At 72.0% G+C, this 18,762-nt stretch carries 13 protein-coding genes and 1 tRNA gene; 9 read left to right on the forward strand and 5 right to left on the reverse strand.

The window, feature by feature from the left end; genetic code table 11:
• Window positions 1-188: 188 nt before the first annotated feature.
• The gene (locus PV721_RS18455; RefSeq protein WP_319725566.1) at window positions 189-602 is read right to left on the reverse strand and encodes a GNAT family N-acetyltransferase; all 414 of its coding nucleotides are present in this window, start codon (window positions 600-602) and stop codon (window positions 189-191) included.
• Window positions 603-752: 150 nt separating this feature from the next.
• Here PV721_RS18455 and PV721_RS18460 point away from each other — a divergent pair, with 150 nt between their 5' ends.
• Entirely contained in the window at window positions 753-1,517 is a 765-nt protein-coding gene (locus PV721_RS18460; protein ID WP_319725569.1) for an alpha/beta hydrolase, read from the forward strand.
• Here the strand turns inward: PV721_RS18460 and PV721_RS18465 are convergent.
• On the reverse strand, window positions 1,514-2,476 hold the full coding sequence (locus PV721_RS18465; protein ID WP_319725570.1) for an oxidoreductase: 963 nt from the start codon (window positions 2,474-2,476) through the stop codon (window positions 1,514-1,516). The genes PV721_RS18460 and PV721_RS18465 overlap by 4 nt on opposite strands.
• Before the next feature lie 269 nt (window positions 2,477-2,745).
• On the opposite strand from PV721_RS18465, the gene PV721_RS18470 reads away from it, so the two are divergent.
• Complete coding sequence (locus PV721_RS18470; protein WP_319725573.1) at window positions 2,746-3,210, forward strand: phospholipase; 465 nt, start codon at window positions 2,746-2,748, stop codon at window positions 3,208-3,210.
• A 464-nt stretch (window positions 3,211-3,674) separates the two neighbouring features.
• Here PV721_RS18470 and PV721_RS18475 read toward each other — a convergent pair whose 3' ends face one another.
• On the reverse strand, window positions 3,675-4,991 hold the full coding sequence (locus PV721_RS18475; RefSeq protein WP_319725576.1) for a phosphoribosyltransferase family protein: 1,317 nt from the start codon (window positions 4,989-4,991) through the stop codon (window positions 3,675-3,677).
• Window positions 4,992-5,594: 603 nt separating this feature from the next.
• On the opposite strand from PV721_RS18475, the gene PV721_RS18480 reads away from it, so the two are divergent.
• From PV721_RS18480 to PV721_RS18500, 5 genes are all read left to right on the forward strand, one after another.
• Complete coding sequence (locus PV721_RS18480; RefSeq protein ID WP_319725578.1) at window positions 5,595-5,900, forward strand: cupin domain-containing protein; 306 nt, start codon at window positions 5,595-5,597, stop codon at window positions 5,898-5,900.
• A 1,035-nt stretch (window positions 5,901-6,935) separates the two neighbouring features.
• On the forward strand, window positions 6,936-7,982 hold the full coding sequence (locus PV721_RS18485; protein ID WP_319725580.1) for a UDP-glucuronic acid decarboxylase family protein: 1,047 nt from the start codon (window positions 6,936-6,938) through the stop codon (window positions 7,980-7,982).
• 130 nt (window positions 7,983-8,112) lie between these two features.
• Window positions 8,113-9,987: a glycosyltransferase family 2 protein gene (locus tag PV721_RS18490; RefSeq protein WP_319725583.1), complete on the forward strand. Its 1,875-nt coding sequence runs from the start codon at window positions 8,113-8,115 to the stop codon at window positions 9,985-9,987.
• Between the two features lie 69 nt (window positions 9,988-10,056).
• A complete protein-coding gene (gene galE, locus PV721_RS18495) occupies window positions 10,057-11,079 on the forward strand; it encodes a UDP-glucose 4-epimerase GalE (protein ID WP_319725585.1) in 1,023 nt (340 codons plus the stop codon).
• A gap of 67 nt (window positions 11,080-11,146) precedes the next feature.
• Window positions 11,147-12,568: a UDP-glucose/GDP-mannose dehydrogenase family protein gene (locus tag PV721_RS18500; RefSeq protein WP_319725588.1), complete on the forward strand. Its 1,422-nt coding sequence runs from the start codon at window positions 11,147-11,149 to the stop codon at window positions 12,566-12,568.
• Here PV721_RS18500 and PV721_RS18505 read toward each other — a convergent pair.
• Complete coding sequence (locus PV721_RS18505; RefSeq protein WP_319725626.1) at window positions 12,502-14,118, reverse strand: right-handed parallel beta-helix repeat-containing protein; 1,617 nt, start codon at window positions 14,116-14,118, stop codon at window positions 12,502-12,504. The genes PV721_RS18500 and PV721_RS18505 overlap by 67 nt on opposite strands.
• Window positions 14,119-14,836: 718 nt before the next feature.
• Window positions 14,837-14,909: transfer RNA gene (locus PV721_RS18510), tRNA-Arg, on the reverse strand.
• Window positions 14,910-15,241: 332 nt separating this feature from the next.
• Between PV721_RS18510 and PV721_RS18515 the strand changes: the two genes are divergently transcribed.
• Both PV721_RS18515 and PV721_RS18520 read left to right on the forward strand, forming a co-directional pair.
• The gene (locus tag PV721_RS18515) at window positions 15,242-16,858 is read left to right on the forward strand and encodes a dynamin family protein (protein ID WP_319725590.1); all 1,617 of its coding nucleotides are present in this window, start codon (window positions 15,242-15,244) and stop codon (window positions 16,856-16,858) included.
• Window positions 16,859-16,862: 4 nt separating this feature from the next.
• Window positions 16,863-18,722, forward strand: coding sequence for a GTPase (locus PV721_RS18520; protein ID WP_319725593.1), 1,860 nt, complete (start codon window positions 16,863-16,865; stop codon window positions 18,720-18,722).
• Window positions 18,723-18,762: the final 40 nt, after the last annotated feature.

An 18,762-nucleotide genomic window follows, 5' to 3' on the forward strand; every position in this document is an offset into this window, starting at 1 on the left:
ACCGCATTCGTCCCGCTGCTCCCCGCCGCCCTCGCACTCCTCGCGGCGGCCGTGGTGGCCACCGCGAGGAGTGCGAGGGCGGCGGGGAGCAGCGGGACGAATGCGGTCATGCGGCCGATGCTCGGCGAGCGGCGGCGCGGGCGCGCGGAGGGTGCGCCGAGTGGGCGCACGACACGCCACCGGGCGGGCTACGGGGTGAGGGGCCAGCCGCGCATCGAGAAGACGCCCTCGTCGCGGGCGCCGGCGGCGTCGTAGGTGGCCAGGGCGGCCTCGTTGTCGGTGTCGACCCCCACCCACATGCCGTAACAGCCGCGGGCCTTCGCCTCGTCGGCGAGGGCCAGGGTCAGGGCGCGGCCGATCCCGCGGCGGCGGTACCCCTCGTCCACGGACAGTTCGTACAGGCACATCTCGGTGCCCTTGTCGGGGTGGCTCATCTCGATGCCGGAGACCATCCCGGCGGGCACGCCGTCGACGTAGGCGATGAGCATCACGTGCCCCGGGGCGGCGAGGAAGCGCTCGGACCACTCCTCGCGGGCGGGCCCGTCGAAGAGGCATTCGGCGGCGGCGAGCTCGGCGGGGGTGAGGGCCCGGCGGATGTCCATGCCGGCCACGATAATGCGCGCATGACGGATGGTGAGCCGAAGTCCGCCGCGGCGTGGCGGGCGGCCGGAAACTCCCGACCGGACGGCCGCGGGGCGGGTTACGGTCACGGCACGGCCCGATCGCCCGTCGACCGACTGAGGGGGAGCCTCGTGAGAAGTGCCGTGGTCACTGCGGAGGACGACCGGATCCGCTGGGTCGAGCTGCCGGGGGAGGAGCCGGCCCGGGTGTACGTGCACGGGCTCGGCGCCACCTCGCCGGCCTACTTCGCGGCGAGCGCCACGCACCCGCTGCTGGCGGGGCGGCGCTCCCTGCTGGTCGATCTGCTGGGCCACGGGCACAGCGACCGGCCCGAGGGCTTCGATTACACCCTGGAGGAGCATGCCGACGCCCTGGCGGCCGCCCTCGGCGCGGCCGGGCTGGCGGGCGCCGAGCTGATCGCCCACAGCATGGGCGGAGCCGTGGCCGTCGTGCTCGCCGACCGCCATCCCCACCTGGTCTCCCGGCTGGTGCTCGTCGACGCCAACCTGGATCCGGTTCCGCCCGTCCCCGCGGCGCCCGGGAGCAGCGGGATCGCCGCCTACACGGAGGAGGAGTTCCTGGCCGGCGGCTGGGCCGAGGTGCGCGACCGGGTCGGCGCGCACTGGTGGTCCACGATGCGCCTCGCCGGCCGGACGGCCCTCCACCGCTCGGCCGTCCACCTCGCGGCGGGCACCACGCCCACCATGCGCGAGCTGCTGCTGGAGTTGAAGGTCCCGCGCACCTACCTGCTGCCGGAGGCGGACGGCCCGCTTCCGGGCGCCGACGCCCTGGAGGCGGCCGGCGTCTCCGTGGTGTCCGTCCCCGATTGCGGGCACAACATCATGCTGGACAACCCCGAGGGCTTCGCCCGCGCCACCGCCGCGGGCCTCCTCTAGACCTGCGCCTCCAGACGGTCCACATCTTCCTGGGACAGCCGCAGCGCTCCGGCGGCGATGTTCTGCGCCAGGTGACCGGGGTCGGACGTGCCGGGGATCGCCAGCACGTTCGGCCCGCGGTGCAGGGTCCAGGCCAGCCTGACCTGCGCGGGTGTCGCCCCATGGGCGCGGGCCACGGCACGGAGCCCGTCGTCGTGGCTGTCGTCGGCGGGGGCCTCGCGCCGCCGCCCCGAGATCGCGAAGAAGGGCACGAAGGCGATCGCCTGCCGACGGCAGCTGTCCATCAGGCCGTTGGCGTCCGCGACCCGCTCTTCCAGGCCGTACGGGTTCTGCACGCAGACCACGGGTGCGATGGCCTGGGCCTCGGCGAGCTGTTCGGGCGTGACGCAGGACAGGCCCAGATGGCGGACGAGCCCGGCCTCCCGCAGCTCGGCCAGCGCGCCGAAGTGCTCGGCGACCGACACGATGCCGTTCACCCGCAGATTGACGAGATCGAGGTGGTCCCGGCCGAGCTGGCGCAGGTTCTCCTCGACCTGCCCGCGCAGTTGCCCGGGCCCGGCCATCCCCAGCCATGCGCCCGACGGGTCCCGCCACGGTCCGACCTTGGTGGCGATGACCAGATCGTCGGTGTACGGCGCCAGCGCCCGGTTGATCAGCTCGTTGGCGGAGCGCAGCGGCGAGAAGTAGAACGAGGCGGTGTCGATGTGGTTCACCCCGCGCTCGACCGCGCTCCGCAGGATCCCGACGGCGAACTCCCGGTCGATCGGGGCGCCGTCGGAATTCCCGCTCATGCCGTTTCCGGTCAGCCGCAGCGTGCCGAAGCCGACGCGGTTCACCTCCAGGTCGCCGAGCTTCCAGGTGCCCGCGGCCGCCGCCGTGACCGTCGTCGACTCTGCTGGGACCGTCGTCGGCTCTGCCTTGACCGTTGCCGGCTCCGCCGTGACCGTCGCTGAATCCACCGTGCCCCACCCCGTGTTCGTCGTGCCGCAGGCCGTTGCGGCCGCTACCGTGCCGCTCCGGGAGTATGGGACGACGACCGCCGGGGTGAGAAGGTGTGCAAGGGCGGCGAAAAGTCACACCCTGGGCGGGAACTCATCGCCGGTGCAAAGCCGTTGGAGCATGCGTACGGGGTTCACGGGAACACCGGCGGTGCGGCGCGCAGTAACCGGGTGGCGTCCGGCCCTGTTGGCCGGAGGTGATCCGTCCGTCCCGGCCCCGAGGACCTTCCATGCGCCGTCGCCGCCTCATCCCCGCTCTCGCCACCGCCGCTGCCTCCGCGGTGCTCGCCCTCGCGCCGGCCGCCTGGGCCGCGCCCGAGGTCCCGGCCGACAAACCGCTGGTGCTCAGCCGTTGGACGCAGCCCAGCGCCGCCAGTTACCAGGCGTGGGCCGACGCGCGCGTGCACCGGGGCGCGTGGGCCGCGTACGGCTTCGACTGGTCGACTGACCACTGCACCTCCTCCCCGGACAACCCCTTCGGCTTCCCCTTCACCGCGGCCTGCGACCGCCACGACTTCGGCTACCGCAACCACCGGGCGGCAGGGCTGTTCCCGGCCGCCAAGGCCCGGCTGGACGAGGCGTTCCTCGCGGACATGAAGCGGGTCTGCGCGCAGTACCCCGGCAGCCGCAAGAGCTCCTGCGAGGGGACCGCGTGGACCTACTACCAGGCGGTCAGGCTCCTCGGGATCTCGTAGGGATCGCCAAGGGCGGGGGTCCCGCGGCCGTGACCCCGGCGCCTCGTCGGCGCCGGGCAACCACGAACTCGGCCGGAGTCCGCACGTGCGCAGCAGCCTCGCGGCCCGCCTGCTGCCCCGCCGTGCGGCGGCTTCGCGCGGAGGCGACCGGATCTCCCGGGGATCCGCCCGCGGCGCCGGCGCCGCGGTGCTCCTCATCATGACCCTGGTCGGCGTCTTCCACGGCGGCCGTGCCCCGGAGGCGCTGCTTCCGCGGCGGCCGTGCCCCGGAGGCGCTGTGCGACGCGGGCCCGGCCTTCCTCACCGCCTCCGCGTGCGAGCCGGACTCCCACCGCTCCGGCATCGCGAGGGTCCTTCCGGCACGTCCTCATCGGGGCCGTCGCGATCGTCCTCGCCGAGCCGCCCCTCGCACCGCGGACCACGTCGAGGGCCGCTTCGGCCGACGCGGCCCGGGCGGGCGCCTGTCACCGCACGAGGTGCCGGGCGAACCAGTCCCGGGCCAGGGCGGCCACCTCGTCCAGGGCTCCCGGCTCCTCGAAGAGGTGGGTGGCCCCCGGGACGATCTCCAGCCGGTTCTCGCAGCGCAGTTCGCGCTGGGCCCCGCGGTTGAGGTCAAGCACCGTCGTGTCCCGGCTCCCCACCACGAGGAGCGTGGGCGCCCGTACGGCGGCGAGCCGCGGGCCGGCGAGGTCGGGGCGACCGCCGCGGGAGACGACGGCGCCGATCCCGGCGTCCGCATCGGCGCCCGAGGCGTTCGCCGCGTCCGCCGCGGCCCACAGCGCCGCCGCGGCTCCGGTGCTCGCCCCGAAGTAGCCGACCGGGAGGGGCACGCGGCGCCGCAGCCAGCGGGTGGCCTCCGCGAGCCGGCCGGCCAGGGGCTCGATGTCGAAGACGTTGGCCCGGTCAGCCTCCTCGGCGGGGGTGAGCAGGTCGAAGAGCAGGGTGCCGAGCCGCGCCCGGTTCAGCTCCGCCGCCACCGCGCGGTTGCGCGGGCTGCGCCGGCTGCTGCCCGAGCCGTGGGCGAACACCACGACCGCCCCGGCGCCCTCCGGCAGGGCGAGGTCTCCGGCCAGGGTGAGGCCGCCGGCGTCCACCTCGACTGCGGTCGCCCGGGCGGCCGGGCCCGATGCCGGGCCGGCGCCGGGAGCGGCCGCCGCCCGCGTCAGCAGGGCGACGACCTCCTCGTCGGGGGTCTGGGAGAAGTCCTCGTACCACTCGCCGACGGCGCGGAAGGCGCGCGGGGTGGAGAGGCACACCACCTCGTCGGCCTCGGTGCGCAGCCAGGCGACCGCGTCCGGCGGCGCCACCGGAACGGCCAGCACCACCCGGGCCGCGCCCTGCGCCCGTACGACCTCGCAGGCGGCCGCGGCCGTGGCCCCGGTGGCGATCCCGTCGTCGACCACGATCACCGTGCGGCCGGCGAGGACCACCCGCGGCCGGTCGCCGCGGAACCTGCGCGCCTGCCGGGCCAGCTCGGCCTCCTCGGCGTGCTCGACCGCGGCGAGGTCCTGCTGCCGGACTCGGCTGCTGCGGACGATGTCCTCGCTGATGACGCGCACCCCGCCCTCACCGATGGCGCCGAAGCCCAGCTCCCGGTGGTAGGGGACGCCGAGCTTGCGGACCACGATCACATCGAGCGGGGCGCCGAGTGCCCGCGCGACCTGGAAGGCCACCGGGACTCCGCCGCGGGGCAGGCCCAGGACCACGGGATCCTCCCCCTGCAGGTGCAGGAGCGCCTCGGCGAGACGCTCTCCGGCGTCCGTGCGATGGGTGAACAGCACGAGGGCTCACCCCCAAACCAGGGGAGACGGAAACCACGCACACACCTACTTCGACGCAACCCCATCCCCGGCCCGTCCGCAAGTCGGTGCCGGGCCGCGGATGGAACGGCTGCGAAGAGTCGGCCCGGGTGGCTCTGCGTGAGCTTCGGGCGGGTCGCTCGGGGCGTGCCACGGCCATCGCGGACGCAGCCGGCCCCCGCTCAGCCGCGGCCCCCGCTCAGCCGCGGCCCCCTCCTCAGCCGTGCCCCCGCTCCGTAGCGGCGCAGCGCCGGCGCGGCGTTGTGGCCGCCGAAGCCGAGGGGGTGGCTCAGGGCCGGGTTTCCGCAGGGGGCGGTGATCCCGGCACCGGCCGCACCGCGTCCGGGCCGATCGCGTCGTCGAGGTCGTCGCGGCCCTTCCCCGATGGCCGTGGCGTGTGCGGTGACCTTCCGGGTGACCGTCCAGGACGGCCGACGCTGGTGCGGCGTCGGGCGGACACCGGGTGGACGGCGGTCGCCCGCAGGTTTTACCCGGCGGTCGACCACCCGGCGTACCGGCGGCGGTAGCGTCCAGCCATCCATCCGTCACCGTCCCCCTGTCCGGGGGGACTTCAGGAGGCATGCCATGACTCTGGTCAACCTGTTCGACGCGGCGTCCAGGATGCCTGCCGCCTGGTGCTCCGAGGTGCTCGGGGAGATCGGTACCGCCTCCGTGAAGCTGCTGCGCATGGACGGGGCGCCGGTGGTGGAGGAGTCGCACGGCTCGGCCGAGATCCTCATCGTGCTCGACGGCCGGCTCGAACTGGTCGTCCAGGGCGCCCCGGTGGCCGTCGGACCCGGGGAGATGTGCCGGATCCCGGCCGGGGTGCACCACGAGGTGCGCCCCGGCAGCAGCGGGACCCTCCTGATCGTGGAGGTGCCGGAGGGGTGACCGGCCGGGGCACCCCGCGGCCGAACAGAAAAGGGCCCTCCGCGGGGGAGGGCTGCGGGTTCGGGCTGCAGGGCATCGTGTCGCCCACTTCGCGCTGAGGTAGTCGTTCGCGTCCATCGCCATCCCCGTCAGGGTGTTGGCGACGACGCCGCGCACGGGTCCGGCCGGCGCTCTCGCGGAGGCGCAACGTACGCCGGAGTCACCGCCGGGGCGAACTTGAGCGGAATCGGCCCGTTGCCGCAGCCCACGTCTGCGACCGGACCGTGTACGCCGGACAGCTCGGGGAGCGGGCGCTCGCAGTTCGGCCTGGAGGAAGTCCTTGGCCTCATCGAGGCGTTCGCGGCCCACTTCGAGGCCCTTGGCGCGGATGGCCTTCTCGATGTGGCGGCGGGAGGCCTTGCCGCCACGCCCCGGCGGGGCGGTCCGGCCGATCTCGATGGCCTGTTCCGAAGTGGCCACAGGCCCCCCGCCGGGATGCTCGGGCGCCGGTTTCTCGGGCTCAGCCACTTGATCAAGTTCTGCCGACGCCACATAGCGCCGGGCCGTGACCGGGGTGTGGCTGCGGAGCCGCCTTCCTCGTCGGTGGTCGGTGGTGTGGCGCAGACGTCGTACCGGCGCCGCGATGATCTACCGGCACTCCGACAGGAGGTCAGCAGGAGGTCGCCGACGCTCCTGTCGATGGATCGCCGCCAAGGCCGTGAGCGGGGAAAGAGTTCAGCAGCGATTCTCCAGGCGAGATGCTGCGCCTCCACGGGTTGACGCGCGCGGCGGCGACTCACACGCGCGAGTGAGGCAGAAATGTGCGCTGATCGGAGCGCCAGGCCATAGGCGCCTTGGGCTGACCGCGAGTGGTGCACCGGGGTGGGTGGCCAATTGGCCCAGCGCGGATTTGCGCTGCAGAAGAAAGTCCTACGTATGTCCATATGCTTTGCCTGAGTTTCCCTCGGAGCCCTTCCCTTCCAATCGTCGCGCATGTGGGTCGACGTGCCAGGAAGGCGACATGAGGCTTTCCGCTCCCGACTCCTGGAGAACCGTATGCGCATTGCCGTCACCGGTGGCGGTGGATTTCTTGGGTCACATCTATGCGAGGCTCTGCTGAGGCGCGGGGACTCCGTAGTGTGCCTGGACAACTTCTCGACAGGCGAGCCCAGGAATATCGCACACCTGCTCCCCAATCCGGCGTTCGAATTCATCCATGCCGATGTCAGCGTCCAGATGGAGGTCAGCGGCCGGGTCGACGCCGTCGCCCATCTGGCGAGTCCCGCATCGCCGCCCGACTACCTGCGCCAGCCGCTGGAGACGCTCGCTGTCGGCAGCAGGGGGACGGAGAACGCGCTCCGTCTCGCACTGCGCCACCGTGCCCGGTTCATCCTCGCGTCGACGAGTGAGGTCTACGGCGACCCCCTGGTCCACCCGCAGGAAGAGGACTACTGGGGCAACGTCAATTCTGTCGGACCCCGCAGCGTGTACGACGAGGCGAAACGATTTGCCGAGGCCATCTCGGTCGCATATCGGCGCACGCACGGTGTCGATGTCGGTATTGCGCGGATCTTCAACACCTATGGTCCGCGCATGCGCCCGCACGACGGCCGGGTGGTTTCCAGCTTCATCACCCAGGCCCTCACGGGCGAACCCCTGACCATCTACGGCGACGGGAAGCAGACCCGCAGCTTCTGCTATGTCGACGATCTGGTCCGCGGTCTCGTCGCCCTGCTCGACTCCTCCGAGGCCGGACCCTTCAACCTGGGTAATCCGGTGGAGCGAACGGTCACCGAGCTCGCCGAGATGGTGCTGGAACTCACCGGCTCGCTGTCGGAAATCCAGTACCACCCGCTCCCCGTCGACGACCCGGTCCGCAGGCGCCCGGTGATCTCCCGGGCCCGGGACGCGCTCGGCTGGTGGCCCGAGGTGGACATCGAGGAGGGGTTGCGCAGGACGAGCGACTGGTTCGCCTCCCGCCCCGCCGACCTCTCGACCGGAGCCGCCGCCATCCGCGGCGGCCAGGAGGACGGTATGCCGCCCCCGAGGAGGTACGCCGGCGCTGTGTCGGACCGGCCGGAATCCGTCCCCGCGCCGGCCTGAACCCGTCCCGGCCCTCCCCTCCGACGGGGAGGGGCGTCCCTGCACGCCTCTCCCCGCTGGCCCCGTTCCCTCCAAGGCGGCCGTGAGGCCCTCGCGCCGCCCCACCGAGATCATCCCGGAGCGCGCTCACATGACCCCGACCGAGCCAGGGCTCGTACGCGAGGCTGCCGCGACCGACGGGCTTATCCCCAGCCCGTCCGGAGAGCAGGCCACACTCAAGGACCAGATCCGCGAGCTCTCCCGGGGCCGCGTCGTCGAGATTCCTCCCGACGGGCCCGTGTTCGCCCATCCGCGCCGTGCTCTGAAGACCCGCGAAACGAGCTTCGTCCGCCAGTTCGGCACAGCCGACAGGCTGAAGGTCATGGTGCTCACCCTGGGGTGGGTGGCCTGCCTCGTCTGGTTCTGGGTCTGGTGGCTGCGTCCCGAGCACCAGGTCGGTTGGGTGGGCCTGGCCGTCAACAGCGCGCTGCTGCTCTACCTGGCACTGCTGCCCCTGCACTTCCTGGTCGCGGTCGTCCGTCTGCGCCGCTTCGACTCGGGGATCGGCGTCCCGCAGGTGCGTACGGCGTTCGTCGTCACCCGTGCTCCGTCGGAACACTGGGACATCGCCCGCACCACCTTGGAGGCGATGCTCCGCCAGGACTACCCCCACCCCTACGACGTATGGCTGTGCGACGAGGACCCCTCCGCCGACGTCGCGGACTGGTGCGCGGCGAACGGAGTGCGGGTCTCCTGCCGCCGGGACCGCCCTGACTACCACCGGCTCACGTGGCCGCGCCGCACCCGCTGCAAGGAGGGCAACCTCGCCTTCTTCTACGACCACTGGGGCTACCGGGACTACGACGTCGTCGCCCAGCTGGACTGCGACCACGTGCCGAGCGGGTCGTACCTGACCGAGATGGTGCGGCCGTTCTCCGATCCGGCGATCGGCTACGTCGCCGCGCCGAGCGTGTGCGACGCCAATGCCGAAGTCTCCTGGTCTGCGCGGGGCCGGCTGCATCGTGAGGCCGTCTTTCACGGGGCGGTCCAGCTGGGCCACTCGGCCGGGCTCGCGCCCTTGTGCATCGGCTCCCATTACGCCGTGCGTACGGAGGCGGTGCGGGACATCGGCGGGATCGGGCCCGAACTCGCCGAGGACTTCTCGACCACGTTCCTGATGAACTCGGCCGGCTGGCAGGGATCGTTCGCCATCGACGCCCATGCGCGCGGCGACGGCCCCGTCACCTTCGCCGCCATGGCCACCCAGGAGTTCCAGTGGTCACGCAGTCTCGCGGTGATGCTCTTCGGGATGCTTCCGCGCCACCTGGGCCGCATGCGCGGCTGGCTGCGCCTGCGCTTCGCCTTCGCCCTGTCGTACTACCCGCTGCTCGCCGCGACCACCACCATGGGGCTGGCGCTGCCTCCGGTGGCGGCCGTCACCGGCCTGCCGTGGATCAACGTGAACTACTTCTCGTTCCTGGGCCACTTCTGGGCGATGTCCGTATGGCTGATGCTCCTCACCGTGCTCGTGCGCCGGCGCGGGCTGCTCCGGCCGGCGAAGGCCCCGGTCCTGAGCTGGGAGAGCTGGCTCTTCGGTCTCGCCCGCTGGCCCTTCGTCGCCTGGGGCGTGGGTGCTGCCCTGGTGCAGAAGCTGCGCCCCCGGCCGGTCGTCTTCAAGGTGACCCCCAAGTCGACGGACGGGCTCGAGCCGCTGCCGCTGCGGCTGGTGGCGCCCTACCTGATCATCACCACCACGCTGTCCTGCGCGGCTGTGACCGGCGAGCTCACCGGCCCCGCCGCGGGGTACGTCTTCCTGTGCATCCTCGGCTCGCTCTCGTACGCGCTGGTCACCCTCACCATTGCGGGGCTGCACATCGCAGAGATGGCACGGGCCGCGGGAGTGCCCAAGCACAAGGCCGTGGTGACGGCCCGGCTGCCCCTGCTCGCCGGAACCCTCACGCTGCTGCCGCTCGCCCTGGCCATCGGCCTGTTCCCCGTCTACGCGGCAGGCATCTTCGGCTGGTGACACCGCCGCACCGGCTCCCCACCTCCACCCCACCCCCACAGACGATCACGGAGAAAGGATCCCACCCCCATGCCCACGACGGTCCTGGTCACCGGCGGCGCCGGCTTCATCGGCAGCCATACCTGTGTCGAACTGCTCGAGAACGGCTACGAGGTGGTCGTCGTCGACGACCATTCGAACAGCTCACCGGAGGCCCTGGAGCGCGTCGCGAAGATCGCGGGACGCCCGGTCGCCGCCGTGTACCGGGCCGACATGCGGGACCGGCGCGCGCTGGATGCCGTATTCGACGAGCACCCGATCGACGCGGTGATCCACTTCGCCGCGAAGAAGGCGGTCGGCGAGTCCGTGGAGATCCCGATCGCCTACTACGACATCAACGTCGGCGGCACGACCGCCCTGCTGTCGGCCATGCACGCACATGGAGTACACCGGCTGGTGTTCTCCTCGTCCTGCTCGATCTACGGGGACGCCACCAAGGTGCCTCTGACAGAAGCGGATCCGGCGGCCCCGACGAACCCGTACGCCTCGACGAAGTGGCTCTGCGAGCAAGTACTGGCCGACGTCTGCCGCCGCCTGCCCGAGCTCAGCGTGCTGTCCCTGCGGTACTTCAACCCGGTCGGCGCGCACCCGTCGGGACTGCTGGGCGAAGACCCCCGGGGCGTGCCCAACAACATCATGCCGTACCTGGCCCAGGTGGCCGTCGGCCGCCGCGAGCGGCTCAGCGTCTTCGGCGACGACTACCGCACCCCCGACGGGACCGGCATCCGTGACTACATCCACGTCATGGACGTGGCCGAGGGCCACCGGCGCGCACTGGAGCACCTCGGCGACGAGAACGGCATGCGTGTCTTCAACCTCGGCACCGGAGTGGGGTCCTCCGTCCTCGATCTCGTCGCCGCTTTCGAGCGGGAGTCCGGCAGGCCGATCCCGTACGAGGTGACCGGGCGCCGCCCGGGAGACGTGACCGAGCTCGTCGCCGATCCCAGCGCAGTGGCGGCGGCCTGGAACTGGGCCGCGACCCGTGATCTCGCGGCGATGTGCCGCGACGCCTGGCGCTTCCAGGAACTCAACCCCTCGGGCTACACGGCCTGACGTCCGAGCCCGCCTGCGGTTCATCACACCAGCCCACGCACAGCAGTTCGTCAGACAGGAGATTCGCATGCGCTTGACCGTCATCGGTACGGGATACCTCGGAGCTGTGCACGCCGCGTGCATGGCCGACATCGGACACGAGGTCCTCGGCGTCGACATCGACGCCGAAAAGATCACGGCCCTCACCGAGGGCAGACCCCCCTTCTTCGAGCCCGGCCTCGACGACGTCCTGACCCGCGCCATCGACTCCGGACGACTCCACTTCTCCACCTCCCTCAGCGAGGCGGCGGCCTTCGGCGAGGTGCACTTCGTCTGCGTGGGCACACCGCAGCAGGCCGGCTCGAACGCCGCCGACCTGCGCTACGTCGATGCCGTCATCGACGGGCTGGCCCCCCACCTGACCCGTCCTTGCCTGATCGTGGGCAAATCCACCGTCCCGGTCGGTACCACCGCCCGCATCGCGGCCCGGCTGAGAGGTCTCGTCCCCGCCGGTGCGGACGTGGAAGTCGCCTGGAACCCCGAGTTCCTGCGAGAGGGGTTCGCGGTCGAGGACACGCTGCGGCCCGACCGGCTCGTGGCGGGCGTCACCTCACCGCGCGCGGACCGGACCCTGCGCGAGGTGTACGCCCCCATGCTCCGCGCCGGCCTCCCGTACATCAGCACCGACCCCGCCACCGCCGAGCTGGTCAAGGTCGCGGCGAACTCCTTTCTCGCGACCAAGATCTCGTTCATCAACGCGATGGCGGAGGTCTGCGACGCGGCCGGTGCCGATGTGAGCACCCTCGCCGACGCGCTCGGACACGACACCCGCATCGGGCGCCGCTTCCTCAACGCCGGTCTCGGCTTCGGCGGCGGATGCCTGCCCAAGGACATCCGGGCGTTCACTGCCCGGGCCCGGGAACTCGGCGTGGAGGAGGCGGTGAGCTTCCTGCGTCAGGTCGACGACATCAACCTGCGCCAGCGGCTCCGGACCGTCGCCTTCGCCCGTGACGCGGTCGGCGGTGCGTTCTCCGGACACCGGATCGCCGTCCTGGGTGCCACCTTCAAGCCGAACAGCGACGACGTCCGTGATTCGCCGGCCCTTGCCGTGGCGGCGGCGATCCGCCGCGAGGGCGGTGAGGTACGGGTCCATGACCCCGAAGGGATCTACAACGCCTGCTTGACGCACCCCGAACTGCGCTACGACGCAGACGTGCTGACCGCCTGCCGCGGAGCGGATGTCGTGCTGCATCTGACCGAGTGGAGTCAGTACCGGGAGATCGACCCGGTGAAGCTGGCACGCGTGGTGTGCGCACCGAGGCTCATCGATGCCCGCAACCACCTCGACGCGGGTCTGTGGCGTTCCGCCGGCTGGACCGTCCGCGTACTGGGCAGGCCGGGTCCCGCCACGGTGCCCGCACCTCAGCGTGGCAGCGCTCTGGCTCAGTCCTCTTCACCTAGCTGTGCGGCACCCGCGGAGGGCGCTGTGCTCAGCCGCGCCCCGAAGTAGTCGACCAGGCCGGGGTCGACTCCGAGCGACCGCAGCTTGACGGCGCCTTCCAACTGGTCGGCGCAGGTCGAGACCAGCTTGGTGGCCCCGGCCAGATCGGTGACCGGGGCCGCCGTGCCCTCGAGGCACGGGTCCGCGGTGCTGCCCGTCGGCTCGGTGCCCATCCGCTCTTGTCCAGCCCGCTGCCGCCAGGCCTGCAAATCGGAGTACCGCACCTTGCCCCACTGCAGTTTCCAGTCGCCCGTGCTGAAGTAGTCGTTCCCCTGCAGACGAAGGAGGGCCTGTGTGTAGTTGGTGTCCGAATCCACCACCGGAGCACCGTTGGTGACGAAGATGTTGTTGCGGATGCCGACTCCGCTCATTCCGTTCCGGAGTCGCAGGGCCGGTGGCCGGTCGATGCCGCTCGACCGCAGGATCACGGTGTTGTGGTAGATCTCCAGATTCCGCATGAGGTTGCCGTATGCCACGATGCCGCCGTACCACGGTAGCTTTCTGGCGTCGTCCCAGCTGTAGTTGAAACGCACGACGTTGTCCCTGTGCGCGTTGGACGGCTCACCCGAGTACACGAGGAAGCCCGCGCCGTCGTTGCCGTAGGACAGGTTGTACTGGAGCACCGAGGACGACACGTTGTTGTCCAGGCCGAAACCCCCGCCGTCTACGCGGGACCCGGTGCGATTGCGATACGCCCTGTTGTTCTGGATGATCACGCGGGTCGAGTCGTAGGTCCAGATTCCCTCGGGCCCTTCCTGAGCCAAGGCCGAGGATTTGGCCCCGTTGTCGTACGAGACCGACTGCTGAACGGTCGCGTTCCGGACGCTGCCGAGAACGATGCCACTGCCGGTGTTGCGGTCGTCCGCGGTCGGGTCGCCCGGATTGCTGTACGCCCTGACTCGCGTGATCACGAGCTGTTCGTGCGCGTAGCCCGGTTTCTTGGCCGTGAAGCGTGGACCGTAGGTGACCAGCCCGGCGTCCTGATTGTGGTGCACGGCCGAGTCGCTGATCTGGATGTCGCGGAAGCCCGTGGACCTGGGGCCCGTGCCGACGCGAATCCCGTGCTGGAACCGGGACACGTCGACCCCGGAGATCCGCACGTGGTTCAAGGGTCGCCCGCCGCCGAGGTCGTTGAAGAAGCTGATGCCGTCCGCACTGCGCTGCGCCTTGGCATCGCCGACGAGCACCAGATTCCGGATCTCCACGCCGGCGGTGTTGTAAACGGCGATTCCCGCTGTGCCCCTCGCCGCGATGGTGGCCCGACCGGTGCCGTACGAATCGATCACCACGGGCTTGGGCACGCTGCCCGCATCACCCGTGCCGATGGTCAGCCCACCGGTGAAGCGCTCGCCGCCCTTGAGCCGAAGACGGTCTCCGGGCCGGAACGGCACCTGGTCGGCCCGGGCGAGGGTGCGCCAGGCGGTCGCCTCGGACAGGCCGTCTCGCTCGTCGTCGCCCTCCGGGCTCACGTAGAAGGTGAGCGGGCCTTTGGCGGGAGGCCGCGGTGGCGTGTACGGCTTGAGCACGTCGCATCCGGCGAGGCAAGCGATCGCGCCCATCACGGTCACACCTGCGACGAATTTTGCCCCACCACGGCGTCCCCACCCGGCGGTCCGACGGTCGCGCATCATCCCGGTGTCCCCATTCCGTTCGGCTCCACACCTCGCGTAACAAGGTGCCAGAAACCGCAGGTGCGTTACATCCGTGACATGACGAGAACTCCCTATCTTTGACCTGATGCCTGAATAACGCCCAATTATCCGATCTTGTGCAGTTGGGTTCTGCGTGTCGGGCGCATGGGGCAGAGGGGTGCCTGCGCCCCGGTCGCAGGGTCCTCGCCGATGCGCCCCCCTCGGGTCGGCGCAGCTGGCGGGTGCAGTCTTCCGGCGCGTCTGGAGCAAGGCACGAGAAGCCGTGCCCGACGGACACGAGTACGCCTCACCCGTCGGCAAGCGCGTGTACGACCTGCGGCACACCTGCCTGACGACCTGGCTGAATGTGACTGTCAGTTGGCCGATCTTCAGAAGCGCATCGAAGGCCCGCAGGAGCTGCCCGCCGTGGAACCGCAGACGGGCCGGTCGCAGCAGAATTTCGGAAAGTTTTCGGGAAGAACACCCGCCAAGAGCCGGCTGAAGCCGGGATCCAGTCGGACTGCCACCCCCGCCGTCAGGGGTAGTTCAGGGGCTTGCCTCGCCGCTACGGCGATCGCATGAGGGTGCCGCTGACCTGCGAAAAAGCCCTCCGCGAGGGAGGGCTTGAGGGGTAGGACGTGGAGAGTGCCCCCGGCAGGACTCGAACCTGCGGCCAAGTGCTTAGAAGGCACCTGCTCTATCCACTGAGCTACGGGGGCCGGAAGGTGGCCGTGGTGGGCCTGGAGCCCCTGGTGGGGGTGGGACTGTGGTCCGTGCCGGGTCAAGGATAGGGCTCCGGTCGCCTTGTCCCGGTTGCTTCACTCGCGGGCCACGATGTGGAGGTTCGGTGAAGCGGTCCCGATAATCGCAGGCAGGTGCGATTCTCGCATCGCTTTTGCGCCGTGGCGCCCCTGGTGTTGTGCACTCGTTATGCCTGCGCCCCACTCGTCCGTCGTGCCCAGAATGTCCCACTGGAGTCGCGGTCGGCGCGCAGAGGGCGTATAAGCTTCAAAAATGGTCCTAAATTGGGCATTCTTCGCATGTGGTGACCTTGGATGTTCGGCCTCAGCTGCTCGATGCCCTGTCCGCCCTGCGCGACCGGGTCGCGTCCGTGCGTCTGCCGCTGCCCCTGCCCGGCGCCCCGCGCGCCCGCCAGACCAGAGCCGAGCTGCTCGCGCAGCTCGACGACTACCTCGTACCCCGGCTGAAGGCGCCCGAGGCGCCGATGCTCGCCGTCGTCGGCGGGTCCACCGGGGCCGGTAAGTCCACCCTCGTCAACTCCCTCGTCGGACGACAGGTCAGCGAAGCCGGAGTGCTGCGCCCGACCACGCGCACACCGGTGCTCGTCTGCCATCCGGATGACCACCACTGGTTCGCCGGAATGCGGGTCCTGCCCGATCTGATGCGGGTCTGGGTGCCCCACGAAGAGGAGGACACGCCCCCCGCGGCCAGATCCCGGCCCCGCGACCGCGCCCACGGCGACACCCACGCCACCCGCGAGATGCGCATCGAGACCGTCTCCAGCCTGCCGCGCGGACTGGCCATCCTCGACACCCCCGACATCGACTCCCTCGTGGTCGAGAACCGGACGCTCGCCGCCCAACTCATCTGCGCCGCCGACGTCTGGGTGATGGTCACCACCGCCTCGCGGTACGCCGACGCCGTCCCCTGGCACCTGCTGCGCACCGCCAAGCAGTACAAGGCCACCCTCATCATCGTCCTCGACCGGGTCCCGCACCAGGTCCTGGCCGAGGTCTCGCGGCAGTACGGGGCCCTGCTCACCAAGGCCGGGCTGGGCGACGTGCCGCGCTTCACCGTCCCGGAACTGCCCGAATCGACCGGCGGGGGCGGGCTGCTGCCGGCCAGCGCCGTCGCCCCGCTGTTCGCCTGGCTCGCGCACCACGCCCAGGACCCGGCCGCCCGGCAGTACGCCGTCGGGCGGACCGCGCTCGGCGCGCTGGACTCCCTCCGCCGCCGGATGCCGGAACTCGCCTCCGCCGTCGCCGCCCAGCACGCCGCCGCCGTACGGCTGACCTCGGCCGTCGAGGACGCGTACCGGCGCGAGGGCAAGCGCGTCCGCAACCGCCTCGACCACGGCGCCGTACTGGCCGGTGACGCGCTGACCCGCTGGCGCGGCTACCCGCTCGACACGAGCGCCGACGAACTGCTCGACTCCCTCGCCGAGTCCCTCGCCGCACTGCTCCAGTGCGCCGTCGCCGCCGCCGACGAGCGGATCGCCGAGGCCTGGCGGCGCGAGCCCGCCGCCGGCGCGGTAGCGCTGCCCGCGCCCGACAAGGAAGCGGGGGAACGCATCGGCATGGCCGTACGGCACTGGCGGCGCGTGCTGGAGGAACTCGCCGAGGAGGAGGTGGCCCGGCTCGACAAGCAGCCCGCACCCGACCCCGACGGCGTCGCGGCCCTGCTCGTCGCCGCCCTGCTCGGCGGCAAACGCGCCCGGCCCGCGGGCGAGAAGCTCGCCGAACGCATCGGCGCCCAAGCCGCCCTGCGGCTGCGCGACCGGGGCGGCGAACTGGTCGGCGACCACCTCGACCAGGTGCTGCGCGCCGAGCGCGACCGCCGGCTCGCCCCGCTCGAAGCGCTCGAAGTGACCCCGGAACCACAGGCCGAGCTCATTGCCGCGCTGTCCGTACTGCAGAAGGAGAGGTGACGCGGTGACCGCCCTGACCGACCGGACCGACGACCGCTGGGACGACGGACTCATCGCGCGCTCGCGGCCCCGGGCCGCCGGCGGGATCGACGACGGGACCGACGGGACCGACGGGACCGACGAGGACGACATCGGCGACGAGGCGCTCGTCCGGGCCGTCTCCGGCGCGGGCAGCGACGGCGGCAAGTCGCACGCACCCCCGCTCAGCCCCGAGGCACAGGCCCTGCGCCTGCGGCTCGACGCGCTGCGCCAGCTCGTCGGCCTGTCCCGGACCAGGCTCGACGGCAAGACCCTCGCCGAGGCCGGGCGGGTCCTCGACGAGGCGGCGGCGCGCCGCGGACTCTCCCCGCAGCACACGGTCGTCGCGATCGCCGGAGCCACCGGAAGCGGCAAGTCCACACTTTTCAATTCACTCGCCGGGGTGCAGATCTCCGAGACCGGGCTGCGCCGCCCGACCACCGCGGCGCCCATCGCGTGCAGTTGGTCGGACGGGGCCGCCGGACTGCTGGACCGCCTGGAGATCCCGGGACGGCTGCGCCGCCGGCCCCGCGAGACCTCGGAGGCGGAGGCCCTGCGCGGGATGGTCCTCGTCGACCTGCCCGACCTGGACTCGGCGGTCGGCGCGCACCGGGACCACGTGGACCGCGTCCTGGCGCTGGTCGACGCCGTGGTGTGGGTGGTGGACCCGGAGAAGTACGCGGACGCGGTGCTGCACGAGCGGTACCTGCGGCCCCTGGCCGGGCACGCGGAGGTGACCTTCGTCGTGCTGAACCAGGTGGACCGGCTCCCCGGCGAAGCCGCCGACCTCGTACTGGACGACCTGCGCCGGCTCCTCGACGACGACGGCATCGCGCTCGGCGAGCACGGCGAGCCCGGCGCCACGGTCCTCGGGCTGTCCGCGCTGACCGGTGAGGGTGTCGGGGAACTGCGCGAACTCCTCGGACAGTTCACCCAGGAGAAGGGCGCCGCCACCCGGCGGATCTCCGCCGACGTCGACCGCGCCGCCGGGCGCCTGCGGCCGCTCTACGTCGCCGACGGACACGCGGGACCGGAGATCGGCGAGGCGGCGCGCGCCGAGTTCGAGGACCGCCTCGCCGAGGCGGTCGGGGCGTACGCGGCCGGTCTCGCAGCCGAGCGCGCCTGGCGGCGCAACGCCGGCAAGGCGTGCGGGACGCCCTGGCTGCGGCTGTGGCGGTGGTACGAGAGCCGGCGCGCGCCGCGCTCCCTGGCGGGTCTGGCCGCGCTGGCGGCGATCGGCGGGCGGGGCACGACGGCCGCGCCGGCGCCGGTCGAGGAGGAGGTGACCGCCCGTCAGCGGGTGGAGCAGGCCGTACGGGTGGTCGCCGACGAGGCGGTGGCCGGCCTGCCCGAGCCGTGGGCGCAGGCGGTCCGGGAGACCGCCGTGCGCGGCGCCGACCGGCTCCCGGAGGCGCTGGACGAGATCGCGGTGACGCTGGGCGCGGCGGTCGCGGTGCCCAGCGTCAAACCGCCGCGTCCCACGTGGTGGCCGGCGGCCGTGCTGGCGCAGGCGGCCATGACGCTCGTGCAGATCTACGGCGGGCTGTGGCTGGTCGGGCAGATCGCCGGGATCCTGGAGCCCAGACTGCTGCCCCCGGTGCTGCTGATGGTGGCGGGCATCATCGGCGGGCCCCTCGTGGAATGGGCCTGCTCGATCGCGGCCCGGGGCCCGGCGCGCCGGTACGGGCAGGACGCGGAGCACAGGCTGCGGCAGGCGGCGGCCGGGTGCGGGCGGGCCCGGGTGCTGGAACCGGTGGCGGCGGAGCTGCTGCGCTACCGGGAGGTGCGTGAGCAGTACGCCACGGTGGCCGCAGGGGGGAGCAGGTTGTCCACAACCCGCCAGTAATCCACAGGCCGGAGCGGGGATCGGCGGCCTGCCCCAGCAT

The sequence above is a fragment of the Streptomyces sp. MB09-01 genome, assembly GCF_033794505.1.
Lineage (GTDB): Bacteria > Actinomycetota > Actinomycetes > Streptomycetales > Streptomycetaceae > Streptomyces.

What these genes read in the sequence shown, in the direction of transcription:
- PV721_RS18455 (WP_319725566.1), bottom strand. Translation starts at nt 602, where the DNA reads ATGGACATCCGCCGGGCCCTCACCCCCGCCGAGCTCGCCGCCGCCGAA.
- PV721_RS18470 (WP_319725573.1), top strand. Translation starts at nt 2,746, where the DNA reads ATGCGCCGTCGCCGCCTCATCCCCGCTCTCGCCACCGCCGCTGCCTCC.
- PV721_RS18480 (WP_319725578.1), top strand. Translation starts at nt 5,595, where the DNA reads ATGACTCTGGTCAACCTGTTCGACGCGGCGTCCAGGATGCCTGCCGCC.
- PV721_RS18485 (WP_319725580.1), top strand. Translation starts at nt 6,936, where the DNA reads ATGCGCATTGCCGTCACCGGTGGCGGTGGATTTCTTGGGTCACATCTA.
- PV721_RS18490 (WP_319725583.1), top strand. Translation starts at nt 8,113, where the DNA reads ATGACCCCGACCGAGCCAGGGCTCGTACGCGAGGCTGCCGCGACCGAC.
- galE (WP_319725585.1), top strand. Translation starts at nt 10,057, where the DNA reads ATGCCCACGACGGTCCTGGTCACCGGCGGCGCCGGCTTCATCGGCAGC.
- PV721_RS18500 (WP_319725588.1), top strand. Translation starts at nt 11,147, where the DNA reads ATGCGCTTGACCGTCATCGGTACGGGATACCTCGGAGCTGTGCACGCC.
- PV721_RS18505 (WP_319725626.1), bottom strand. Translation starts at nt 14,118, where the DNA reads ATGGGCGCGATCGCTTGCCTCGCCGGATGCGACGTGCTCAAGCCGTAC.